The 22,259-nt window shown below is 66.6% G+C and carries 21 protein-coding genes and 1 riboswitch; of the genes, 12 read left to right on the top strand and 9 right to left on the bottom strand.

Annotation, left to right across the window (positions count from 1 at the left end):
* Window positions 1-11 precede the first annotated feature (11 nt).
* Window positions 12-716, top strand: coding sequence for an SDR family oxidoreductase (locus MUU56_RS13780; protein ID WP_244767860.1), 705 nt, complete (start codon window positions 12-14; stop codon window positions 714-716).
* A gap of 385 nt (window positions 717-1,101) precedes the next feature.
* On the opposite strand, the gene MUU56_RS13775 is transcribed toward MUU56_RS13780, so the two are convergent.
* Window positions 1,102-1,299 carry a hypothetical protein gene (locus tag MUU56_RS13775; protein ID WP_023515130.1) on the bottom strand — a complete coding sequence of 66 codons (198 nt, stop codon included), beginning with the start codon at window positions 1,297-1,299 and terminating at the stop codon, window positions 1,102-1,104.
* Window positions 1,300-1,499: 200 nt separating this feature from the next.
* Here MUU56_RS13775 and MUU56_RS13770 point away from each other — a divergent pair, with 200 nt between their 5' ends.
* The 6 genes from MUU56_RS13770 (at window position 1,500) to MUU56_RS13745 (ending at window position 7,833) form a co-directional block, all read left to right on the top strand.
* The gene (locus MUU56_RS13770) at window positions 1,500-2,048 is read left to right on the top strand and encodes a LemA family protein (protein WP_244767859.1); all 549 of its coding nucleotides are present in this window, start codon (window positions 1,500-1,502) and stop codon (window positions 2,046-2,048) included.
* A 79-nt stretch (window positions 2,049-2,127) separates the two neighbouring features.
* Complete coding sequence (locus MUU56_RS13765) at window positions 2,128-4,071, top strand: DUF2207 domain-containing protein (RefSeq protein ID WP_244767858.1); 1,944 nt, start codon at window positions 2,128-2,130, stop codon at window positions 4,069-4,071.
* 145 nt (window positions 4,072-4,216) lie between these two features.
* Window positions 4,217-4,552 carry an ArsR/SmtB family transcription factor gene (locus MUU56_RS13760; RefSeq protein ID WP_244767857.1) on the top strand — a complete coding sequence of 112 codons (336 nt, stop codon included), beginning with the start codon at window positions 4,217-4,219 and terminating at the stop codon, window positions 4,550-4,552.
* Complete coding sequence (locus MUU56_RS13755; RefSeq protein ID WP_244767856.1) at window positions 4,549-5,028, top strand: SRPBCC domain-containing protein; 480 nt, start codon at window positions 4,549-4,551, stop codon at window positions 5,026-5,028. Before MUU56_RS13760 ends, MUU56_RS13755 begins: the two co-directional genes overlap by 4 nt.
* A 182-nt stretch (window positions 5,029-5,210) precedes the next feature.
* Window positions 5,211-7,325 carry a glycine--tRNA ligase subunit beta gene (gene glyS / locus MUU56_RS13750; protein WP_244767855.1) on the top strand — a complete coding sequence of 705 codons (2,115 nt, stop codon included), beginning with the start codon at window positions 5,211-5,213 and terminating at the stop codon, window positions 7,323-7,325.
* A gap of 13 nt (window positions 7,326-7,338) precedes the next feature.
* Window positions 7,339-7,833 (top strand): 2-thiouracil desulfurase family protein, encoded by a 495-nt coding sequence (locus MUU56_RS13745; RefSeq protein ID WP_244767854.1) that lies wholly within the window; start codon window positions 7,339-7,341, stop codon window positions 7,831-7,833.
* A gap of 102 nt (window positions 7,834-7,935) precedes the next feature.
* Here the strand turns inward: MUU56_RS13745 and MUU56_RS13740 are convergent, their stop codons facing one another.
* From MUU56_RS13740 to MUU56_RS13730, 3 genes are all read right to left on the bottom strand, one after another.
* On the bottom strand, window positions 7,936-8,412 hold the full coding sequence (locus tag MUU56_RS13740) for a plant virulence effector HPE1-like domain-containing protein (RefSeq protein ID WP_244767853.1): 477 nt from the start codon (window positions 8,410-8,412) through the stop codon (window positions 7,936-7,938).
* 105 nt (window positions 8,413-8,517) lie between these two features.
* Entirely contained in the window at window positions 8,518-9,789 is a 1,272-nt protein-coding gene (gene purD / locus MUU56_RS13735) for a phosphoribosylamine--glycine ligase (RefSeq protein WP_244767852.1), read from the bottom strand.
* A gap of 311 nt (window positions 9,790-10,100) precedes the next feature.
* A complete protein-coding gene (locus tag MUU56_RS13730; protein ID WP_064329254.1) occupies window positions 10,101-10,340 on the bottom strand; it encodes a hypothetical protein in 240 nt (79 codons plus the stop codon).
* Window positions 10,341-10,507: 167 nt separating this feature from the next.
* Between MUU56_RS13730 and MUU56_RS13725 the strand changes: the two genes are divergently transcribed.
* Window positions 10,508-11,317 carry a MipA/OmpV family protein gene (locus MUU56_RS13725; protein WP_244767851.1) on the top strand — a complete coding sequence of 270 codons (810 nt, stop codon included), beginning with the start codon at window positions 10,508-10,510 and terminating at the stop codon, window positions 11,315-11,317.
* A gap of 77 nt (window positions 11,318-11,394) precedes the next feature.
* Window positions 11,395-12,348, top strand: coding sequence for a 4-hydroxybenzoate octaprenyltransferase (ubiA, locus tag MUU56_RS13720; RefSeq protein WP_244767850.1), 954 nt, complete (start codon window positions 11,395-11,397; stop codon window positions 12,346-12,348).
* On the opposite strand, the gene MUU56_RS13715 is transcribed toward ubiA, so the two are convergent.
* A complete protein-coding gene (locus MUU56_RS13715; protein ID WP_244767849.1) occupies window positions 12,349-12,519 on the bottom strand; it encodes a hypothetical protein in 171 nt (56 codons plus the stop codon).
* 165 nt (window positions 12,520-12,684) lie between these two features.
* Window positions 12,685-13,248 carry a DUF6101 family protein gene (locus MUU56_RS13710; RefSeq protein WP_244767848.1) on the bottom strand — a complete coding sequence of 188 codons (564 nt, stop codon included), beginning with the start codon at window positions 13,246-13,248 and terminating at the stop codon, window positions 12,685-12,687.
* A gap of 262 nt (window positions 13,249-13,510) precedes the next feature.
* On the opposite strand from MUU56_RS13710, the gene MUU56_RS13705 reads away from it, so the two are divergent.
* The gene (locus MUU56_RS13705) at window positions 13,511-15,832 is read left to right on the top strand and encodes a DUF1217 domain-containing protein (RefSeq protein WP_244767847.1); all 2,322 of its coding nucleotides are present in this window, start codon (window positions 13,511-13,513) and stop codon (window positions 15,830-15,832) included.
* A 105-nt stretch (window positions 15,833-15,937) separates the two neighbouring features.
* On the opposite strand, the gene MUU56_RS13700 is transcribed toward MUU56_RS13705, so the two are convergent.
* The 3 genes from MUU56_RS13700 to MUU56_RS13690 all read right to left on the bottom strand — a co-directional run bounded on the left by MUU56_RS13700 (window position 15,938) and on the right by MUU56_RS13690 (window position 19,313).
* On the bottom strand, window positions 15,938-17,368 hold the full coding sequence (locus tag MUU56_RS13700) for an FAD-binding oxidoreductase (RefSeq protein WP_244767846.1): 1,431 nt from the start codon (window positions 17,366-17,368) through the stop codon (window positions 15,938-15,940).
* A 209-nt stretch (window positions 17,369-17,577) separates the two neighbouring features.
* Window positions 17,578-18,552, bottom strand: a complete 975-nt coding sequence (locus MUU56_RS13695; protein WP_244767845.1) for an L-threonylcarbamoyladenylate synthase — start codon at window positions 18,550-18,552, stop codon at window positions 17,578-17,580.
* A 155-nt stretch (window positions 18,553-18,707) separates the two neighbouring features.
* Window positions 18,708-19,313, bottom strand: coding sequence for a DUF6656 family protein (locus MUU56_RS13690; protein WP_244767844.1), 606 nt, complete (start codon window positions 19,311-19,313; stop codon window positions 18,708-18,710).
* 292 nt (window positions 19,314-19,605) lie between these two features.
* Window positions 19,606-19,798, top strand: a riboswitch (cobalamin riboswitch).
* Between the two features lie 105 nt (window positions 19,799-19,903).
* On the opposite strand from MUU56_RS13690, the gene MUU56_RS13685 reads away from it, so the two are divergent.
* Window positions 19,904-21,148 carry an aromatic ring-hydroxylating oxygenase subunit alpha gene (locus tag MUU56_RS13685; RefSeq protein ID WP_244767843.1) on the top strand — a complete coding sequence of 415 codons (1,245 nt, stop codon included), beginning with the start codon at window positions 19,904-19,906 and terminating at the stop codon, window positions 21,146-21,148.
* A 1-nt stretch (window position 21,149) separates the two neighbouring features.
* Window positions 21,150-22,253, top strand: coding sequence for an FAD-binding oxidoreductase (locus MUU56_RS13680; protein ID WP_244767842.1), 1,104 nt, complete (start codon window positions 21,150-21,152; stop codon window positions 22,251-22,253).
* The last annotated feature ends 6 nt before the right edge of the window (window positions 22,254-22,259 follow it).

Here is a 22,259-nt window from a genome sequence, read left to right as displayed (position 1 = left end):
GGGAGAGGAACATGGCGACAGAAAAAGTGGCGATCATCACGGCCGGCGGCAGCGGCATGGGCGCGGCGGCGGCAAGACGGCTGGCGGCGGACGGCTTCAGGATCGCCGTGCTCTCCTCCTCCGGCAAGGGCGAGGCGCTGGCGGCCGAAAGCGGCGGTTTCGGCGTCACCGGCTCGAACCAGTCGAACGACGACCTGAAGCGCCTCGTCGATGGCGCGCTGGAGCGCTGGGGCCGCGTGGACGTCCTCGTCAACAGCGCCGGCCACGGCCCCCGCAAGCCGATCCTCGACCTGACGGACGAGGACTGGCACGCGGGCATCGACGTCTATTTCCTCAATGCCGTGCGCCCGACGCGCCTCGTCACCCCGATCATGCAGAAGCAGAAGTCCGGCGTGATCATCAACATCTCGACCGCCTGGGCCTTCGAGCCGAGCTCCATGTTCCCGACCTCGGCCGTCGCCCGCGCGGGCCTCGCCTCGTTCACGAAGATCTTCGCGGACACCTATGCGGCCGACAACATCCGCATGAACAACGTGCTGCCCGGCTGGATCGACAGCCTGCCGGCGACCGAGGAACGGCGCGACGGCGTGCCGATGAAGCGCTACGGCACGAGCGAGGAGATCGCCGCGACGGTGGCCTTCCTCGCTTCCGACGGTGCCGCCTACATCACCGGCCAGAACATCCGCGTCGACGGCGGCATCACGCGCTCGATCTGAGACGGGTCCGGTATCCTAACCCTCTCCCCGCCTGCGGCAGGACAATCGCATGTGGCGCTCGACGTTGCCGCGCATCCCCTTCTCCCCCACGGGGAGAAGGTGGCCCGAAGGGCCGGATGAGGGGGTTATGCAGGTGGAATCCTTTGCTTTTCTTGCCGGCGGGCTCCCCCTCATCCGCCTGCCGGCACCTTCTCCCCGTGGGGGAGAAGGGGATATGGTAAGGGGTTTCCTCCATATCCTATTGCCATGCCGCAAGCCGGGGGGCTGCCCCGTGAACCGGCGATATCAGAGGAAAACGGCACAGCATCTCCCCTTCGCCCCGCTTGCGGGGAGAAGGGGACCGGCAGGCGGATGAGGGGCCGACGTCCCGAAGAGCCTTTTTCGTTCAGGCGAGGGTCGAAACCTTCACGCCGAGTTCCCAGACGGGCTTCAGCGTCGGCATCGCGCCGGTGGGAAGCTGGCCGGCATAGGTCTGGAGCGCCCGGCGCACACCCTTCGGACGGTCGACCGCAGCGCCCATCGTGTAGGCGAGGAAGAGGGCGGTGAAACCGAGAACGTTGATGGTGAGGACGAGGGCTTTCATGACGGTTGCTTCAAGGTTCGTGTTGTTGGTGAAGCGACTATCGGCCAAGGCACGCCGCCGCGCGGTTCCCGGGGTGACAGGACCGGCGGGCGATCGTTCTCTTTGATGAAAAGCAGGCGGCCTCGGAGCCCGCGGGGGCTTTCCTGCGGCGATGCGAATGCTAAGGTCAGGCCCGGGACAAAGAAGGAGCGGAGACTTTCATGATCGGTCTGGCAATCGCGGCGGTGGTCGTCCTCTACGCCATCATTCTCTACAATGGCCTCGTCAAAGCCCGTCAGGTGAAGGAGGAGGCCTGGTCCGGCATCGACGTGCAGCTGAAGCGCCGTGCCGACCTCATCCCCAACCTCATCGAGACCGTGAAAGGCTACGCCGCGCACGAGAAGGACACGCTGGAAAAGGTGGTGGAGCTGCGCAACCGGGCGCAGGCCGTGCCGGCGGGTGACGTCGCGGGCAGGGCGCAGGCCGAAGGCCTGCTCAGCCAGGCGCTCGGCCGCATCTTCGCGCTCGCCGAGGCCTATCCCGACCTCAAGGCCAACCAGAACTTCGCCGAGCTGCAGGAAACGCTGGAAACGCTGGAAAGCGAGATCCAGATGTCGCGCCGCTACTACAACGGCGCCGCCCGCGATCTCAACGTCAAGGTCGAGAGTTTCCCCTCGAACCTCGTCGCCGGCCTCTTCAAATTCCTCAAAGCGCCCTATTTCGAGATCGAGAACCCGGCCGACCGGGCCGTGCCGACCGTAAAGTTCTAGAGCATTTTGTTTTGTCGCATTTCCGAACGGAAAACCGGTATCCACTTTTCCTGGAAATGCCCTAATCCCGGAGTCCTTCATGATGCGGATTGCCGCTCTCCTGACGCTGTGGCTCTGCCTTCTGGTCGGGGGCGCGGCCCGGGCGGAGGAGTATTTCGACCGCTACCATTCCGACATCGCCATTTCGAAGAACGGCACCCTGACCGTGACGGAGACGATCCGCGTCCATGCCGAGGGCAACCGGATCCGCCGCGGCATCTATCGCGATTTCCCGCTCACCTTCGTCGATGCCGGCGGACGGGAGCGCGAGGTGGGCTTCAAGATCCTTCGCGTCGAGCGCGACGGGCGGCCGGAGCCCTACCGCACGGAAACCATCCGCCGCGGCATCCGCATCTATTTCGGCTCGGCCGACGTGCTCATCGATCCGGGCTTCCACGAATATCGCCTGACCTACGAGACGACGCGGCAGATCCGCTTCTTCGACACGCATGACGAACTCTTCTGGAACGTCACCGGCACCGAATGGGCCTTCCCGATCGAGAGGGCGACGGCGACGGTGACGCTGCCGCAGGGCGTGCGGGCGGAGGAGCTGACCGTCTTCACCGGCCCGCTCGGCGCCACGGGCAAGGATGCGCGCGGCGAAAACCAGGGCAACCGGGCGAGCTTCGAGACGACGCGCGCGCTCGGGCCGAACGAGGGCCTGACGATCGGCGTGAAGATGCCGGCCGGCAGCATCGACCGGCCGACGGCGGCGGAAGAGCGCGCGCTGTTCCTCAAGGACAACCGCAACCTCTTCCTCGCCTTCGGCGGCCTGGTGCTGGTCGTCGGCTATTATCTCTGGGCCTGGCTCTCCGTCGGCCGCGACCCGCCGCGCGGCGTCATCGTGCCGCGCTGGGATGCGCCGGAGGGCATATCGCCGGCGCTCGTCAACTATATCGACGAGAAGGGGTTCGGCGGGCGGGGCTGGACGGCAATCTCCGCCGCCTTCCTCAACCTTGCGGTCAAGGGCCTTGTCGAGCTGAAGGACCTGAAGACCTCCATCACCGTCACCCGGACGCAAAAGCCGGTCGAGGGGACCCTGCCGACCGGCGAGGCGACCCTCCTGAAGACCATGGGGTCGGGAGGAAGCACCTTCGTCATCGACAAGTCGAACGGCAAGCGCGTGCAGACGCTGGGCCATGATTTCAGCCAGGCGATGGAGAAGGAGCACCGTTACAAATATTACCTCGCCAACTGGCCGCAGGTGATCTGCGGCATCCTCCTGTCGCTCGCCTGCCTTGCGGCCCTGCTGATCTTCGGCACGCTGCCGGAGGAGGGCATCGTGCTCGTCATCCTGCCCGTCTTCGCCTCGGTCTTCGTGTCGATCTTCGCGCTGGCGCTCGGGCAGAACTTCCGGCGGGCGAAAACGCTCGGCGCGCGTATCCTCGCCGTCGTGATGATCGCCTTCGTCGGCTTCGTTCTCCTGACGGTCTTCGGCGGCGTTCTCGTCACGCTGTTCGTCACCAGCGCGGCCGCCGGCCAGATGCCGCTCTTTGCCGCCGTTGGCGGCATCGTCGTCACCAATCTCGTCTTCTTCTTCCTGATGGGCGCGCCGACGCCGCTCGGCCGCAGGATGATGGACGGCATCGAGGGCCTGCGCCAATACCTGACGCTCGCCGAGAAGGACCGCATGAACATGGCCGGCGCGCCGGAAATGTCGCCGCGCCACTACGAGACCCTCTTGCCCTATGCCGTGGCGCTCGGCGTCGAAAAACCCTGGTCGGAAACCTTCGACCGCTGGCTCGCCGCCGCCGCGGCGGCCGGTGCTGCCGCTGCCGCCTACCAGCCCGCCTGGTATCACGGCGACGGCTTTTCCTCCGGCCGCTTCTCCGACCGCATGGGCGGCTTTGCCGGCTCCATGGCGAGCACCATGACCGCCTCCCTGCCGGACCCGCCGAAAAGCTCGTCCTCCGGTTTCTCCTCGGGCGGCGGTGGCGGCTCGTCCGGGGGCGGGGGTGGCGGCGGCGGCGGTGGCGGCTGGTAACCGGCCGCTCTTGCGCAAAGACGATCCCCCGGATCCGGACCTCTCCCGATCGGCGGCGCATGCCGGTGGCACGGGCGGCCTGAACACTTAAGTCACGGCTGAAGTTTTTCATTGACGGATTGGCCGCTTTCGAATACTTAAGTGCATGCCTAAATATTCAGACCCGATAGACATCCTGCTCAACGCCCTGTCGGAGCCCGTCCGACGCCGCATCGTCGAACGCCTGGCCAGGGGGCCGTGCTCCGTCAGCGGCCTCACCGAGGTCGCGCCGATTTCGCTGCCCGCGGTGATGCAGCATCTCGGCGTGCTCGAGGAGGCGAAACTGATCGTTTCGGAAAAGGTCGGCCGCGTGCGGACCGTATCGCTGAAGCCGGGTGCCTTGAAGGATCTGGAGCGCTGGGCTGCCGCCCAAAGCCGGCCATGGGAGCGCAAGCTCGACCATCTCGATGCCTATCTGAAGGAAACCAAGGAAGAGGAATGAACATGACCGATCCGAAGATCGTCCACGGCAGCTTCACGCTCGACCGCCTCTATGACGCTCCCCTTGCAAAGGTCTTTGCCGCCTATGTTGAAGCCGAGGCGCGCTATCGCTGGCTCATCAGCTCCGATGGCTGGACGGTGCACGAATATCGTCCTGCCGGACGCGCTGTCGCCGGTGCGCAGGAATTCAGCAGGTTCAGCCCGCCCGGTGCGGAGGTCGTGCTCACCAACGAAACCACCTTCCTGGAAGTGCGCGAGGGGGAATGCGTCATCCTCGCCTATGCGATGACGCTGGACGGCACGCCGCTCTCCGCCTCGCTGCTGACGGCCGAGTTCCAGGCGGAGGACGGCCGGACGCGCCTTCTCCTCACCGAGCAGGGCGCCTATCGCGACGGCAACATCGAAGGCCGCAAGGAAGGGACGCGGGGGCTGCTCGAACAGTTGGCAAAGGAAGTCGCGGCCAGCGCCGCCGCCTGAACGGGAAGCGCAGGCCGGAGAGAAAGCCGTCCGGCCGCGTATTCGCCGCGATTGGGCGGCGCGGCTCACATTTGCCGTTGAACAGCACCGCCGAACTTTGCTAGCAGAGGCGCACGATTTTGACCCCACTCCGGCCGCTGCGCCGACCCTCTCCGGCGAAGGGGAGGGTGAGGAAAGTTGACATGCCCGATCTTCTGCTTGAACTCCGCTCCGAGGAAATCCCCGCCCGCATGCAGCGGAAGGCCGCGGGCGACCTGAAGAAGCTCGTCACGGACGCGCTGGTGGATGCGGGCCTGACCTATGAGGGCGCGCGCGAATATTGGACGCCGCGCCGCCTGACGCTCGACATCCGCGGCCTCAACGCCCGCTCGAGCGACGTGCGCGAGGATATCAAGGGCCCGACGACCTCGGCGCCCGAACAGGCGATCCAGGGCTTCCTGCGCAAGGCGGGCCTTGCCTCTGTTTCCGAAGCCCATGTGCATTCGGACCCGAAGAAAGGCGATTTCTACGTCGCCCATATCGTCAAGCCGGGCCGCCCGGCCGACGAGATCATCGCCGAGGTGATGCCCGGCATCATCCGCAACTTCCCCTGGCCTAAGTCGATGCGTTCCGGCGCCGCCTCCGCCAGGCCCGGCGCGCTGCGCTGGGTGCGCCCGCTGCAGTCGATCGTCTGCACCTTCGGCTCGGAGACCGAGGAGACCCGCGTCGTGCCCTTCGAGGTCGACGGGCTCGTCGCCGGCAACGTCACCTACGGCCACCGCTTCCATGCGCCCGAGGCGATCACCGTGCGCCGCTTCGAGGACTATGTCGCCAATCTGGAGAAGGCCAGGGTCGTGCTCGACGCCGAGCGCCGCAAGCAGATCATCGCGACGGATGCGAACAACATCGCCTTTGCGAACGGCCTGGAGCTGGTCGAGGACGAGGGCCTGCTGGAGGAGGTCTCAGGCCTCGTCGAATGGCCGCAGGTGCTGATGGGCACCTTCGAGGAAGAGTTCCTGGCGATCCCCTCGGAAATCATCCGCCTCACCATCAAGACGAACCAGAAATGCTTCGTCACCCGCAAGCCGGGCGCCGAAACGCTCTCCAACCACTTCGTCCTCGTCTCGAACATCGAGGCGAAGGACGGCGGCAAGGAGATCGTGCACGGCAATGGCAAGGTCGTGCGCGCCCGCCTGTCGGATGCCAAGCACTTCTGGCTGCGCGACCAGGGCGACCTGCCGGACCTCGACACGCTGAAGGCCTCCGCCGAAAAGTTCGGCCTCGACCTGAAGAAGCCGCTCGACCAACGCATGGCCAAGCTCGATGCGCTGAACGTCACCTTCCATGCCAAGCTGGGCACCCAGGGCGCCCGCGTCGAGCGCATCCGCAAGCTTGCAGACGAACTCGCCCCCGTCATCGGCGCCGATGCGACGCTCGTCGACCGGGCCGTGGTGCTCGCCAAGGCGGACCTGCGCACCGAGGCCGTCGGCGAATTCCCGGAACTGCAGGGCATCATGGGCCGCAAATACGCCGCGCTCCAGGGCGAGGACGCCGCGGTGGCCGAGGCGATCGAGGATCACTACAAGCCGCAGGGGCCCTCCGACCGCGTGCCCGCGGGCAAGGTGGGCCTCACCGTCGCGCTCGCCGACAAGCTGGACACGCTGATCGGATTCTGGGCCATCGACGAGAAGCCGACCGGCTCGAAGGACCCCTATGCGCTGCGCCGCGCCGCCCTCGGCGTCATCCGCATGCTGCTCGAAAAGAACATCCGCCTGCCGCTCGCCTCGGTCGCGAAGGATCCGGACCTCGTCGCCTTCTTCCACGATCGCCTCAAGGTCTATCTGCGCGACATGGGCGCGCGCCACGACCTGATCGACGCCGTGCTGACGCCCGAGGCCGACGATCTCCTGATGGTCGCCCGCCGCGTCGAGGCGCTGACGGCCTTCATCACCTCGGAGGAGGGCCAGAACCTGCTCGCCGGCACCAAGCGCGCCACGCAGCTTCTCGCCGCCGAGGAGAAGAAGGGCACCGTCGTCGATGGCGCCGTCTCGGCCGATCTTCTCCTGCTCGACGCCGAAAAGGCCCTCCATGCCGCCGTCGAGATCGCGACGAAGGATGCTGCGGCTGCCGTTGCCAAGGAAGACTTCCGCTCCGCCATGGAAGCCCTCTCGGCGCTGCGCGCCCCGGTCGACCAGTTCTTCAACGACGTGCTGGTCAACGACGAGGACCCCGCCATCCGCGCCAACCGCCTCGCCCTGCTCTCCGCCATCCGCGCCGCCACCGGCACGGTCGCGGATTTCTCCAAGATCGCGGGGTAAGGGAAGGGCGGTAATGGCCGCAAGGATCCTCATCAGCGCCTGTCTTGCCGGCCTGCCGGTGCGCTATAACGGTTCGGCCAAGCCGCTTGTCCATGGGGCGGTCGAGCGGTGGCGGGCGGAGGGGCGGCTGGTCACGCTCTGTCCGGAGCTTTCCGGCGGCTTCCAGGTGCCGCGGCCGCCGGCGGAGATCGAGAACGGGCTTGACGGCGAGGACGTGCTCGACGGGCGGGCGCGGGTGCTGGAAGTGTCCGGCGGGGATGTTTCGGCGGCCTATATAGCGGGCGCGCGCATCGCGCTCGACGTGGCGCGGGAAAACGGCTGCCGGCATGCGCTGCTCATCGACGGCAGCCCGTCCTGCGGCTCCGGCTTCGTCTATGACGGCACGTTTTCAGGTGTCCGGCATGCGGGGCAGGGAGTGACGGCGGCGCTCTTGCGGCGCGGCGGCATCGCGATCTATTCCGACAGGGAGGTCGATCGGCTGGTCGGCGATCTCGGGGAGGGCGGCTGATACGCTTGCGCCCCCGCTTGAGGTCAGGGGCGCAAAACGTCCGCTTTCGCGGATTCCTGTCAGCCTGGAGGGACTGAGAGGCAGGGCGCGTTCAATATGGGGTCAGTTGACCCGAAGTTCAAACCCTGCCGGATCAAACTCCCGTGAAGGGACCATGCCGGCCGTTGCCGTCCTGCTGGCCGCTGTCTCGTCGAGGGCGCCGGTGCGGGCGCCCGCATCGACGGTTTCCACGGCGGTGGCATCCGCGTCCGCCGGCTTTTCGGCCTCGGCGGCCTGCTGGACCTCCACGGGCGCCTTGCTGACGAAGAGCACCGGCGAGCCGCCCATCCAGGCTTCCGTGCGGAAGATCTTGCGCTCGCCGTTTTCCTCGCGGATCTCCACCTTCTGCGTGCCGGGCTCGATGGCGTCGACATGGTAGGCGGCGGATTTCGACTTCGGCTTCAGCGCCGGGCAGTCGTCGCAGCGGATCGCCGAAATGCTCGAGCCCTCGGACGACGCACTGGCAACGGGCTCGATCGAACCCGCAAGGGCGGGGGCGGCAAGAAACAGGAAGGCAAAGGTCGGCAGCAGGGTACGCATCAACGGTTCTCCCTTATGGTTGTAGGGAGAATAGCGCCCGCCGGTTACGGTCCCGTCAGGGGAATTGGTAAAATTTGAGCGATCCCGCGTTTTTCGCGCCGGGGCTCACGCCTTTTCGCGGGCGATGGCGCGCCAGCCGATGTCGCGGCGGCAGAAGCCGTTGTCCCATTCGACCCGGTCGAGCGCCTGGTAGGCCGCCTTTTGCGCCTCCGCGACGGTCGGGGCGACCGCCGTGACGTTGAGCACGCGCCCGCCGGTCGCCACCAGCTGGCCGTCCTTCAGGGCTGTGCCGGCATGAAACACCTTGCTGACCGCATCGTCGGCCGGCAGCGCGCGGATCGGCGTGTTCTTCTCGTAGGCGCCGGGATAGCCCTTCGAGGCCATGACGACGGTGAGTGCCGCGGCGTCGCGCCAGCTGGCGGAAACCGTGTCGAGCCTGCCGGTCGCGGCCGCATGCAGGATCGGCAGCAGGTCGCTTTCGAGCCGCATCATCAGCACCTGGCATTCCGGATCGCCGAACCGCACATTGTATTCGATGAGCTCGGGGCCTTTGGCGGTGATCATCAGCCCGGCGAAGAGCACGCCCTGGAAGGCGTGACCGTCGGCCGCCATGCCGCGGATCGTCGGCTCGATGATCTCCTTCATGGTGCGCGCGACCATGTCGGGCGTCATGACGGGGGCGGGCGAATAGGCGCCCATGCCGCCGGTATTGGGGCCGGTATCGCCGTCGCCGACGCGCTTGTGGTCCTGGGCGGAGGCGAGCGGCAGGGCGTTCGCGCCGTCGCACAGGCAGAAGAAGCTCGCCTCCTCGCCGTCGAGGAAGGCCTCCACCACGACTTCCGCCCCCGCCGCGCCGAAGGCGCCGTCGAAGCAGTCGTCCACGGCGGCCAGCGCCTCGCCGAGCGTCATGGCCACCGTCACGCCCTTGCCGGCGGCAAGCCCGTCCGCCTTGATGACGATCGGCGCGCCTTCGCGCTCGACATAGGCCTTCGCGGCGGCGGCATCGGTGAAGCGCTGGTAGGCGCCGGTGGGGATGTCGTATTTCGCGCAGAGGTCCTTGGTGAAGCCCTTGGAGCCCTCGAGCTGCGCGGCGGCGGCCGAGGGGCCGAAGACGTCGATGTCGGCAGCGCGCAGCTCATCGGCCATGCCCGCGACCAAGGGGGCTTCCGGTCCGACCACCACGAAGGTGACGCCGTTCGCCTTGCAGAAGGCGGCGACGGCCGCATGGTCGTCGATATCGAGAGAGATCAGCGTCGCGCATTCGGCGATGCCCGGATTGCCTGGGGCGGCATAGAGCGTTTCGAGGAGAGGGGACTGTGCCAGCTTCCAGGCAAGGGCGTGCTCGCGTCCGCCCGATCCGATCAACAGAACCTTCATGCCCATACCCTCGATCCGTCCTTCGTTGCTGGCGGGTTAAGGGGACGGGGCTGAAAGGTCAAGGGCTGCGGGTCGCGGGAGCGCGCAAGGACAGCATAATGCCGGGCTGGCGGGCTGCACCCCTGCCGCGACGGTCTTCCCGCAAGCGGAGGGAAGGCAAGTGAGGAGAAGGAAGAGGAGGCCCATATTCCCCGATCCCTGCGGTTCGATGGGTCGGGAAACCGGTTCCATCCTCCCCTTCGCCCCGCTTGCGGGGAGAAGGTCGCGGCAGCGGGATGAGGGGCGAGCGCGAATGGGTAGGGGCACTGCCCCTACAGCGTCGCCGCGCCCTTTTCCTCGACGGTACGGCCGAGGGTTTCCAGCTCCGTATCGATCAGGTGCACGTCCTCATACCAGCCGTCATCCTCCACCATGGCGCTCTCGGTGGCCGCGCGCTGGAGGGCGCGTGCTTCGGTGCGCAGCTTTTCCAGCTTGGCGATCTTCTCCTTTCGGGAAAGGCCGGTGTCGTTGCGGATTGCCTGCAGCTTCAATTCCATCGTGCTGACGGTCATCGGGAAACTCCTTGTTCGTTCCCCGAAAAACGCCGGCCCGGCCGATTCGTTCCGCGTGCCGTCCTACCGGATGGTTAGCAAAGCGGTAATGAAACGCGGCTAATGTTCACGCAATCAAAGGTTTCGGCAGCCCGCAGCGGGCCTGCCGGTGAAGCGAGGATTGTGTTTTGCGTATCCGTGTCTCGACCGCAATGACTGCGGCCGCCCTTATTCTTGCGCCCGTTTCCGCCCGTGCCGGCGAGGGCGGCTATTTCTGGTCCGGCGACTGGTATCTGAAGGTCGGCGCCGCCGGCTTCGCCGCGCCGCGCTACGAGGGGGCGAAAAAGTACCTGCTGCAGGTCACGCCGATGATCTCGCTCGGCAAGGCGGGCAGCACCGTCCGCTTCTCCTCGCGCAACGACAACCCGTCCTTCGCGCTGATCGACAATGGCGGCTTTCGAGCCGGCGCGACGGGAAAACTCGTCATGCCGCGCGACAAGGACGATTCGAAGGACCTGCGCGGCCTGACGCCCGTGAAGTTCGGCGGCGAGCTCGGCGCCTTCGCCGAAGCCTATCCGACGGACTGGCTGCGCGTGCGCGGCGAGGTGCGCCACGGCATCCGCAGCCATGACGGCATCGTCGCCGATATCGCGGCGGATGCCTTCGTCGACGTGCGCCCGGACGTGCGCGTGTCGGCCGGCCCGCGCGTGACGCTCGCCTCGAACGACTACATGGACACCTATTACGGCGTGAAGCCGAACCAGGTCGCCAAGTCCGGCCTTTCCGCCTATGATCCCGATGGCGGCATCCACTCGGTGGGCGCGGGCGCGGCCATCACCTGGCAGGTCAACGAGAAGATCGAGACGAGCGCCTTTGCCGAATACAAGCGCCTCGTCGGCGACGCGGCCAAGTCCAGCCTCGTCAAGGAGCGGGGCAGCCGCGACCAGGTGCTGATCGGCCTTTCCGCCACCTACAGGTTCGATTTCACGCTGCCGTAAATCCTTTCGGCCCGCGCGGGCGCTCCTGCGGCGCGGTGCCGGCTTGACCGGCGCCGGGCGGCTTGCGATCTAGGGGCATGATCAGCTCTCCCTCCGATTCCGGCCGCGTCGCCGACGCGCCGTCGCGAAACTGGGTCTACCGCGTGCTGCCGCGCGCGGCCTGGCCCTATGCGCAGCTCGCCCGCTGGGACCGGCCGATCGGCTGGCAGCTGCTCCTCCTGCCCTGCCTCTGGTCGACGGCACTTGCGGCCAATGTCTCGGCGGCGATCGGCACCTTCGATCTTGCGCGCTTCGTCACGCAGCTCTTCCTCTTCTTCGTCGGGGCCGTCGCGATGCGCGGCGCCGGCTGCACCTATAACGATCTCGTCGATCACGAGATCGACCAGGCGGTTGCCCGCACCCGATCGCGCCCGCTGCCGTCGGGCCGCGTCACGCGCCGGCAGGCGAAGGTCTTCATGGCGCTGCAGGCGCTCGTCGGCCTCGTCGTGCTGTTGCAGTTCAATCTCTTCACCATCGTGCTCGGCATCGCCTCGCTGGCGATCGTCGCGATCTATCCCTTCGCGAAGCGCTTCACCGACTGGCCGCAATTCTTCCTCGGCATGGCCTTCTCCTGGGGCGCGCTGATGGGCTGGGCGGCGGAGTTTTCCGCGGTGTCGGCCGCCTCGCTGGCGCTCTACATCGCCGCCATCGCCTGGACCATCGGCTACGACACGATCTACGCCCATCAGGACAAGGAGGACGATGCGCTGATCGGCGTGCGCTCCACCGCGCGCCTCTTCGGCGAGAAGACCGCCGGGTGGCTCATCGGCCTCTACAGCCTGACGGTCGTGCTGATCGCGCTCTCCTTCTGGCTCGCCGGCATCGGCATCGTCGCCTGGCTCGGCCTCGGCGTGGCGGCCGCCATGCTCGCCTGGCAGATCGCCACGCTCGACATCGACGACCCGGAGCAGTGCCTGGCGCTCTTCAAGTTCAACGGCATCGTCGGCCTCTGCCTCTTCCTCGCGCTCACCATCGCCATCCCGTTCGCCTGATCAGCGGTGCCGCGGCCCGCGCGAGCCGGTCTGCGGGCGGTCCTGGCTGCGCCGGAGCGTCGTCGGGTGAAGGGCGATCTCGAAGCCGCGGCGCGGCGGGCGGGCACGCTCGACGATCGCGCTGTCGACGGTGCGGATGCGGCCGAGGAGGGTGGTGAAGAACTTTGCCATTGTGATCTGTCCCTTGCTTCGCGTTCCCAGGTAACGAACCCGGTGTGTTGAACGCTGTTTCCCATGCCGGGCGCGGGAAAAGTGTTCCCGGGGGAACAAGCGGGGGGACATGGAAAAGCCGGCCGCAGGGAACGGCCGGCTTTGCGCAGGTCATGGCGTCAAGGCTCAGCGCCGGGCGATGATCTCCCGGCCGTCGATCTTCATCTGCACGCCGAGCTTGCCCGTGGTGCGGCGCACCAGGAAACGCGGGCGGCGGTCGGCGAAATAGGAGTGGCGGCGGCGGGGCTTGGCGGGGCGGCTGCCGACCGCCAGGTTGTCGTCGAGCGGCCGGGCGACGCCGTCGGCCTCGACCATCAGCATGGGGATGCGGTAGGCCTCGGCCCAGCTGCGCCAGTCGGCGGCAATGTCGCACAGGTCGTGCGCCACGAGCAGGGGGATGCACAGGCCCGGATCGTCATGGTGCAATTCGAGGGTGACGGTCACGTCGCCGTTGCCATGGTCGATGGCGCGGGCCGCGACGCCCTTGAAGGCGCGGGCCGGCAGCGCGATCGAGAGCGGCAGGCCGCTTGCGGGCAGGACCTTGCGCAGCACGGCGCCGCGTTCGTCGAGCGTGATGGTGGCGTCGGTTCCCTCGGTGCGCAGCTCGAATGTCACCTGCTGCGGAAAGCGCTTGGGATCCAGCCGGAGCGTGGTGCCGGCCCAGGCCGGCTTGGAAACGGTATTCAGCATGTCTTTCGCCCTTGTTTTCCTTGAGAGCCGGTGCCCGGTCTTCTCATCGGGACTTTTCGTCCTCTGAGGGCGAGAATAGGCGCGCCCCCTTCCGAGCCGCTTAAAAATCGCGGTTAAGAAAACTTTGCAGTTCCTGATGGTTAGCAAAACCGCACGGGCTAGGGTTTAGGAGAGGTGAACGCCGGCGACAGGCCGGGACAAGCCTCGCGCGCGAGAGTGGCTCCCGATAAGCCTGCCCGCTTTGTCGAAAGAGACCTCTCCGATGCTGTCCACCTATACGAGCTACAACCTCATCGCGCGCGACATGCTGATGTCGCTGGACCGCACGGCGAGCGAGACGGTCACGGCCCGCGAAGCTGCGTACTACAAGGAAAACATCGGCAAGGTGAGCACCGTCGACGAGTTCCTCGACGACTACCGGCTCTATTCCTATGCCATGAAGGCCTATGGCCTTGAGGACATGACCTATGCCACGGCCTTCATGCGCAAGGTGCTGGAGAGCGATCCGTCGGATACGGGCAGCTTCGTCAACCTCCTGACGGATTCGCGCTACCGCGAGTTCGCCACCGCCTTCAGCTTCGAGGCGTCCACCGCCACGGCACAGACCGAGGCGCAGCTCGACGCGGTCATCGGCCTTTATTCGGCGACCGCCGCCAATGCCGGCGCGGCGATCAAGGAGGAGACGCGGTACTACAATGCCGTCATCGACACGGTGACGAGCGTCGATCAGCTTCTGAACAACGACCGGCTGCGCAGCTACGTCTTCACGGCCTTCGGCATCGATCCGTCGACCTGGTCGCGCCAGACGATCCGCGGCGTGCTGGCGAGCGACCTCGACGACCCGGACAGCTATTTCAACACGCAGTTCGGCGCCAGGGCCGCGGCCGCCCAGAACGCCATCCAGGCCGCCAATGCCGAGCTGGCGACGCTTGAATCCAACGCGGCCAACGCGGCCCGCATCGCCGAGCTCAAGGCCGTGATCGCCCGCCAGAACGCCACCATCGCCAGCGCCGAGAAATACGCCACGCTCGCCAGCGCCTTCAATTTCGCCGCCGATGGTACGGCGGTGGCCGGCACGGTGCAGAATGCCGGCCAGAAGACCAGCACGACCGAGCTCTACACGCTCTCCAATCCGCGCACGACGTCGACCGCCGCGCTGATCCACAGGGACTATTACGAAAGCCGGATCGCCAGTATCACGACGGCGAGCGAGCTGGCCGCCGATCCGCGCCTCGTCAGCTATGTCAAGGTGGCCTTCGGCCTCGACAAGCTGTCGATCGTCAGCTCCACCATCGCCAATATCGTGACCAGCGATCCCGACCCGGACAACGCCGACAGCTACATCAACAAGTTCGGCGGGGCGGACAAGGAGGCCTATTTCGCCCTGCGCGCCGCGTTCAACTTCCAGGAGGACGGCACGCTGGCGCCCGGCGACGCGCCGCAGACCGCCGCCCAGACCGCGGCGGTCACCAGGGACTACATGAACCGCTACAACGACAAGGACGACGAGGCGGACGAACTGGCCATCAAGCGCTTCAAGAGCCAGATCGCCGCGGTGCAGACCGTGAGCGACTTCGTCGGCGAGGCGAGCGTCTACGACTTCGCGTTGAAGGCCTACGGCCTCGATCCGGCCAAGGTTTCGGCCCTGACGATCAAGAACGTGCTGAAGAGCGACCTCAACGACCCGAAGAGCTATGTGTACCGGCTGAAGGACGAACGCTTCGTGGAGTTCGCCAAGGCGTTCAATTTCGGGGCGGACGGCAACATCACCGCGCCGAAGCTGGCACAGTCGGAATCCGAGATCCTCGTCATGTCGCGCGCCTATGTGACGGCGAAATCCCGTTTCGGAACGGAAGATGATAAGACCTTGGCGGAGGAGGAGGCGAAATATTACTCCGCCCAGATGCAGAAGATCGACAGCGTCGAGGAATTCCTCTCCGACGCGCGCCTCGTCGCCTTCGTGCTGGTGGCGAACGGCATCGACACGGAAAGCGTCGACGCCGAATTCATGGCGAAGATCTTCACCTCCGATCTCGACGACCCCGACAGCTTCGCCAACCAGCAGCCCGACCGCGCCTTCCGCAGGATCGTCGCCTCGTTCAACTTCAATGCCGAGGGCCTGGTCATGCGGCCGGACGATGCCGAGATCCAGTCGCGCCGCGGCATCTACCAGACGGTCGACAGCTATGTGCGCCAGAAGCTGGAGGAGGATGCCGGCAACGACAATGCCGGCGTGCGCCTGGCGCTTTATTTCGAGCGCAAGGCGGAAACGGTTTCGAGCCCCTACGACCTGCTGGCCGACGACGCGCTCTTCGAGGTCTTCAAGGTGCTCTACCAGCTGCCGGACGAGATCGCCAGCGCGGACGTCGATGCCCAGGCCGACATGATCGAGCGCTATCTCGAACTGAAGGACCTGCAGGATCCGGAGAAGGTCTCCAAGATGATCGTGAAGTTCTCCGTGCTCTACGACCTTGAAAACCAGAACACGACGGACCCGGCGCTGTCGGTGCTCACCAATTCCGGCTCGGCCGGCATCAGCGCCGATCTCATGATGTCGCTGGCACAGCTGCGCACCGGCGGCTGACCGCTTGGAGCAATTCCAGCAAAAGCGCGGCGCGGTTTTGCGTCCGCAATTGCGTTAAACAAACAGACAGAGCGTTTTCGCGATTCGAAGAAAAGCGGAACTACTCTAGTTCCTGACGACCTTGCCGGGATTCATGATGCCGGCGGGGTCGAAGGCCCGCTTGACCCTTGCCATCAGGTCCATCTCGATCGGCGCGCGTATCGCCGCGAGCTCGTCGCGCTTCAACTGGCCGATGCCGTGCTCGGCGGAGATCGATCCGCCATGTTTCAGCACGATGCCGTGCACGAGGTCGTTGATCTCGCGCCAGCGGCCGAGGAAGGCCGCCGTGTCGGCGCCGACGGGCTGGGAGATGTTGTAGTGGATGTTGCCGTCGCCCATATGGCCGAAGGAGCAGATGCGCGCGCCGTCGATTGCCGCCATGACCGCCGCATCCGCCTCCGCCATGAAGGCCGGGACGGCCGAGACAGGCACGGAGACGTCGTGCTTGATCGAGCCGCCCTCCGGCTTCTGCGCCGGCGACATGCTCTCGCGCATGTGCCAGAGCGCCCGGCGCTGCTCTTCGCTGGCGGCGATCACCGCATCCTCGACGAGCCCCGCCTCGATGCCCTCGGCCAGCAGCGCCTCCATCATGCGCGCCGCCGTCTCCGGCGCGTCCGACGTCGAGATGTCGACCAGCACGTACCAGTCGTGCCGGCTGGCGAGCGGGTCGCGCACGCCCGGAATGTGCCGCGTGGTGAAGTCGACGCCGAGCCGCGGCATCAGCTCGAAGCCGGTCAGCGCGGTGCCGCAGCGGCTGGAGGCGCGCTCGAAGAGGGTGAGCGCGTCCGCGACGGATTTCAGCCCGGCGAAGGCCACCTCGTGGCCGAGCGGCCGGGGGAAGAGTTTCAGCACCGCGCCGGTGATGACGCCGAGCGTGCCTTCCGCGCCGATGAAGAGGTCGCGCAGGTCGTAGCCCGTATTGTCCTTCTTCAGCCGGCGCAAGCCGTTCCAGACCTCGCCGGTCGGCAGCACGACTTCGAGGCCGAGGCAGAGCTGGCGCATGTTGCCATAGGCGAGCACCGCCGTGCCGCCGGCATTGGTGGAAAGGTTGCCGCCGATCTGGCAGGAGCCTTCCGAGCCGAGCGACAGCGGGAACAGCCGGTCCACCGCCTCCGCCGCCTCCTGGATCGTTGCAAGCACGCAGCCGCCGTCTGCGACGACGACATTGCCGACCGGATCGACATCGCGGATGCGGTTGAGCCGGGTGAGTGACAGTACGACATCCATCGCCCCCTCGCGGGGCGCCGCGCCCCCGACATGGCCCGTATTGCCGCCCTGCGGCACGATGGCCGTGCGTGTCTCGGTGGCGAGCGCCAGGATCTTCGAGACCTCTTCCACCGAGCCTGGACGCAGCACGAGCGGCGAGGTGCCGTGATAGAGCCCCCGGCTTTCGACGAGGTAAGGGGCGATGTCGCGGTCCGCCGTCAGCGCATGGGCCGGGCCGGTGATGGCGGCGAAGCGATCGATGAGGTCGGGGGAAAGCGTCGCCTGGATCATGGCTCTGTCCTCGTTGGCGCCGTGCCGCAAGGGGCGGAACGGCCTGCATCGGAAACGGTGTGGAAACGCCTGAAGCATGGCGCGCAAGGTATGCAACGGTTTTGCGCCAACGGCATGCCGGAAATCAAGAGGGCAGGGTGCGCATGAAGCGGTCGCGATGCTGCCCGGGTGTTCTCCGGAACGGGAGAACGCACTTCGTTTCGGGGCGCTTAGCCGCGCGGGGCGGCGGCGCGCTGCAGGCGGTCGTTGATCGCCTCGCCGAGGCCGCGGGAGGGGATCGGTGCGAAGGCGATGGAGCGCGCGCCCGTCGCATCCGCCTGCTTCATGTAGCCGAAGAGGTTGGCGGCCGCCTCCGCGAGGTCGCCGGCGGGGCTGAGGTCCAGCACCAGCGCCGCATCGGCCTCGCCGGGCAGCGCCGTGCCGCCGAAGCGGATCAGCACCTCGCCGGGCGCCACGTCGCGCGCATCGAGCCGCACCGGCGCATCGGGCGCATAATGCGAGGCGAGCATGCCCGGCGCCTCGATCGCGGCGCCTGCCTTTTCGTTGCGCAGGACCGGCCGGCCGGTGACGCGCTCGACCTCGGCGGCATCCAGCCCGCCGGGCCTGAGCAGCCGGATCGTCTCGCCCTCGACCTTGAGGATGGTGGATTCCAGCCCCACGACCGCCGGTCCCGCATCCAGCACCAGCTCCAGCTTCGCGCCGAAATCCTCGGCGACGTGCCGCGCGGTGGTCGGGCTGATGCGGCCGGACGTGTTGGCGCTGGGGGCGGCGAGCGGCCGGCCGAAGGCCGAGAGCAGCCGGCTGGCGAAACCCTTGGGCACGCGGATGCCGATCGTGTCGAGCCCGGCGCGGGCAAGCGGATGGATGGCGCTTTCCGGCCGGATCGGCAGCACGAGCGTCAGCGGCCCCGGCCAGAAGGCCTCGGCGATCGCGCGCGACAGCGGATCGAAGACCGCATGCGCCTCGGCCATGGCAAGGTCGGCCATGTGGCAGATCAGCGGATTGAAGCACGGCCGGCCCTTCATCTCGTAGATGCGGGTGATGGCCAGCGGGTTGGTGGCGTCGGCGGCAAGGCCGTAGACCGTCTCGGTGGGAATGGCGACCGGCACGCCCCGGCCGAGCGCCTCGTAGGCCCGTGCCAGCGCCGTCTCCGCATCCGTCCGCGTATCCACGATGTCCGCCATGTCGCCCTTCCTTGTCCGGGCTTCCTTTACAGGGCTTTTCCGGCAAAAGCCAAGGGGCGCTGTCGCAAGGCCATCCTCACCCCAACCCTTCCCGGCCGGCAAGGAATGGATGATCTACCGGCCGTCCGGAAGGACCTGACGCGGCGGGGAAGGGGCTACAGCGCGCGGATGATCTTGCGCAGCGCCTCGTTGTGCGCGCCGAGCATCAGCACGTTCTTCATGGCGAGCTTGGGATCGTCGGTGCGGAAGAGCACGCCGTTGCCGCGCACCTTGCGGTCGATCTGCAGGCGGCCTTCCTCTTCGGCCGGCGTGATGGCGACGGCGAAGTACATGCGCTTCGCGGTCTTCGAGATATCGGCGAAGAACTGCTCCTCCTCGCCGATCTCGGCGAAGAAATTGGCCATGTAGAAGGCCCATTGCACGTTCTCGAATTCCGCGAAGCGGGAATTGGCGACGGTGATGTGGCAATAGCCGAGATGCGGCGTCTGGGCGAGCGTGCGGTGGAAGATCAGCTTGGGAAAGCGGATCGACTGGTGGAAGCCGTTGATGCGGTCATGCGTCACGTTGCCGGCATTTTCCAGCTTGCGGCCGGTGCGCTCGGCCACCTCCTGGTAGGTGAGGTAACGCTTCTCGCTCGGGCTCCAGGGGAGGTTCCGGTCGATGCGGCCGGTGCGCAGGAATTCGGTATGCACCGCCGGCTTCGGCTGGTTCGCACGCTTGTAGGCGACCGCGTCGTAATAACGGAACTTGGTTTGCTGCACGCGCCGGTACTCCATCCTCGCGCTTCCCTGCGGCAAGTTTATGGAAACCGCGTTAAGCATTCCTTGCCGGGGCGCTCCCGTTTCCTTTGGTGCGCCGGGTCGCAATATGGCAAATGTGGCAGCCCGGCGGCCGGCCTGCCTCCGATGCGGTCAGCATGCCCGCTTATTTTGCATAATCGATTGAAATATATGCAATATTGTAAAGAGCCGTTCAGGTTCTCGCTGTTTTCCTCCTGTCGTCAAATCGGAATGGCATGTCGCTTTCTGGCATGTCATTCGCCGATTCTTGCGCTTAGATAAGGACACTCGAGGTGCCGTCCGAAAAGGCGGAGAATTGGGAAGCCGGTTGAAATCCGGCGCTGCCCCCGCAACGGTGTTGGAGAAAACGCGGCAGGACGCCACTGGACAAGATGTCCGGGAAGGCGCCGCGACGGTCCGCAAGGACGCTCCTCAGCCCGGAAACCAGCCTTGGGCAACGATCGTGACTGGCTGCGGCGGGCGGCCGGGAAGCGTGCAGTCCGTGCGTCTTGCGCCCGGACGCCGTCTCCTTCCGTGCGCCGTATCCCCAATTTGCAATCCGAGGATCCGGCATGGACATTCGCAGCGACGTGCTCCGCAAGCTCAAGAACCGGCGCGAGGGCCACAGCCTCGAGCAGGCCTTCTACATCGACCCCGACCATTACAAGCTGGACCTGGAGACGATCTGGTACCGCGACTGGCTGTTCGTCGGCCATGACTGCGAGATCCCGAAGGCCGGCAACTACTTCACCGTGCAGATCGGCGACTATCCCGTGGTTATCACCCGCGACCGCACGGGCACCGTGCGCGCCCTGCACAATTCCTGCCGCCACCGCGGCTCGCGCGTCTGCACGCAGCACAGGGGCTCCTCGGCCAAGCTCGTCTGTCCCTACCACCAGTGGACCTACGAGCTGGACGGTTCGCTGCTCTTCGCCCGCCACATGGCGGAGGATTTCGACAAGAGCCAGCATGGCCTGAAACGGGTGCACTGCGAGACCGTCGGCGGCTACATCTTCCTCTGCCTGGCCGACGAAGCCCCCGATTTCGCGCCGTTCCGCGCCACGGTCGAGCCCTATCTCGCCCGCCATCGCCTCGGCGAGACGAAGGTCGCCTTCGAAAGCACGATCATTGAGAAGGGCAACTGGAAGCTCGTCTGGGAGAACAACCGCGAGTGCTACCATTGCGCGGCCAACCATCCCGAACTCTGCCGCACCTACCCCGAGGCGCCGACTGCGACGGGCGTACAGGGCGCCAAGGACGATCCGGTCATCGCCGCGCACTGGGAAAAGTGCGAGGCGGCGGGCCTGCCGAGCGAATTCAGGATGTCGCCGACCGGCCAGTTCCGCGCCGCGCGCATGCCGCTCATCCAGGATGCCGAAAGCTACACCATGTCCGGGGCCCGGGCCGTCCAGCGCCCCCTATCCAATGAGGTGCTGGAAAGCCACATCGGCACGCTGCTGCTCTTCCACTATCCGACGACATGGAACCATGTGCTCGCCGATCACGCCATCACCTTCCGCGTCCTGCCGCTCGGTCCCGAGCTGACGCAGGTCACGACGAAATGGCTCGTCAGCAAGGACGCCGTCGAGGGGGTCGACTACCGTCTGGACGAGCTCACCCATGTCTGGACCGAGACGAACGATCAGGACCGGCGGATCGTCGAGGAAAACGCCTTCGGCATCCGCTCGCCGGCCTACCAGCCCGGCCCCTATTCGCCGGAGGACGAGGGCGGCGTCATGCAGTTCGTCGAATGGTATGCGAATTTCATGATCGACCGGCTCGACGGCGGCAGGAAGCCGCTCTCGCGGGTGGCCTGACATGACGATCGCCAGCCATTTCCGCCACTTCGACGAGCTTCATCCGTGGAACGATCGCCAGCACATGCTGGAATGCATCGCCGCCACGGTGGAGACATCGGACGTGATGACCTTCACGTTCCGCTCCGATCGCGACAACTGGTTCCGCTACCTGCCGGGCCAGTTCGTCACGCTGGAACTGCCGGTGTCGGAAGACGAGCCCGTGATGCGGACCTACACGCTCTCCTCGACGCCCTCGCGCCCCTTCTCCGTTTCCGTGACGGTGAAGGCGCAGAAGAACTCGATCGGCACGCGCTGGATGTTCGACACCCTGCGCCCCGGCATGCGGCTGAAGGCCTTCGGTCCGCTCGGCGACTTTTCCTTCGTGCGCTATCCCGCCGAAAAATACCTCTTCATCTCGGCCGGCTCCGGCGTCACGCCGATGATGTCGATGACGCGCTGGATGTCGGATTGCGCACCGCAGTCCGACGTCGCCTTCGTCACCTGTGCCCGCAAGCCCGAAGACCTTCTGTTCAAGGCGGAGCTGGAATGCCTCGCCGCGCAGATGCCGAAGCTGGCGCTCGGCTTCGTCGTGGAAGGGCACAATCCGCGCGACGGCTGGCACGGCCTGCGCGGCCGCATCGACGCCGCCCGTCTCTCGCTTCTGGCACCCGACTTCCGCGAGCGCACCGTCTTCTGCTGCGGCCCGGAACCCTTCATGCGCGGCGTGCGCGACATGCTGAAGGTCTGCGGCTTCAACATGGAGCGTTACCACGAGGAGAGCTTCCAGCCGGCCGCCGCCCCCGCGCCCGAGGAGATCGCCATCCGTGCCGGTGCCGGCGAGCAGGAGGTGGATGCCAACGCCGTTGCGACCGTCACCTTCACCATGGCCGGCAAGGACGCCAAATGTCCGCCGGGCCAGACGATCCTGCAGACGGCCCGCGCTGCCGGCGTGCGCATCGGCGCAGCCTGCGAGGGTGGCCTGTGCGGCACCTGCCGGGTCATGAAGGTCTCGGGCGAGGTCGACATGCGCCACAATGGCGGCATCCTCGACGACGAGATCGAGGAGGGCTACATTCTCGCCTGCTGCTCTCGGCCCATCGGCGACGTGCAGATCGAGGCGTAGGAGCGG

The sequence above is a fragment of the Shinella yambaruensis genome (assembly GCF_022899355.1).
GTDB lineage: Bacteria > Pseudomonadota > Alphaproteobacteria > Rhizobiales > Rhizobiaceae > Shinella > Shinella yambaruensis.
Note: the sequence above shows the minus strand (reverse complement) of the source record. Positions and strands in the feature narration are given on the sequence as shown.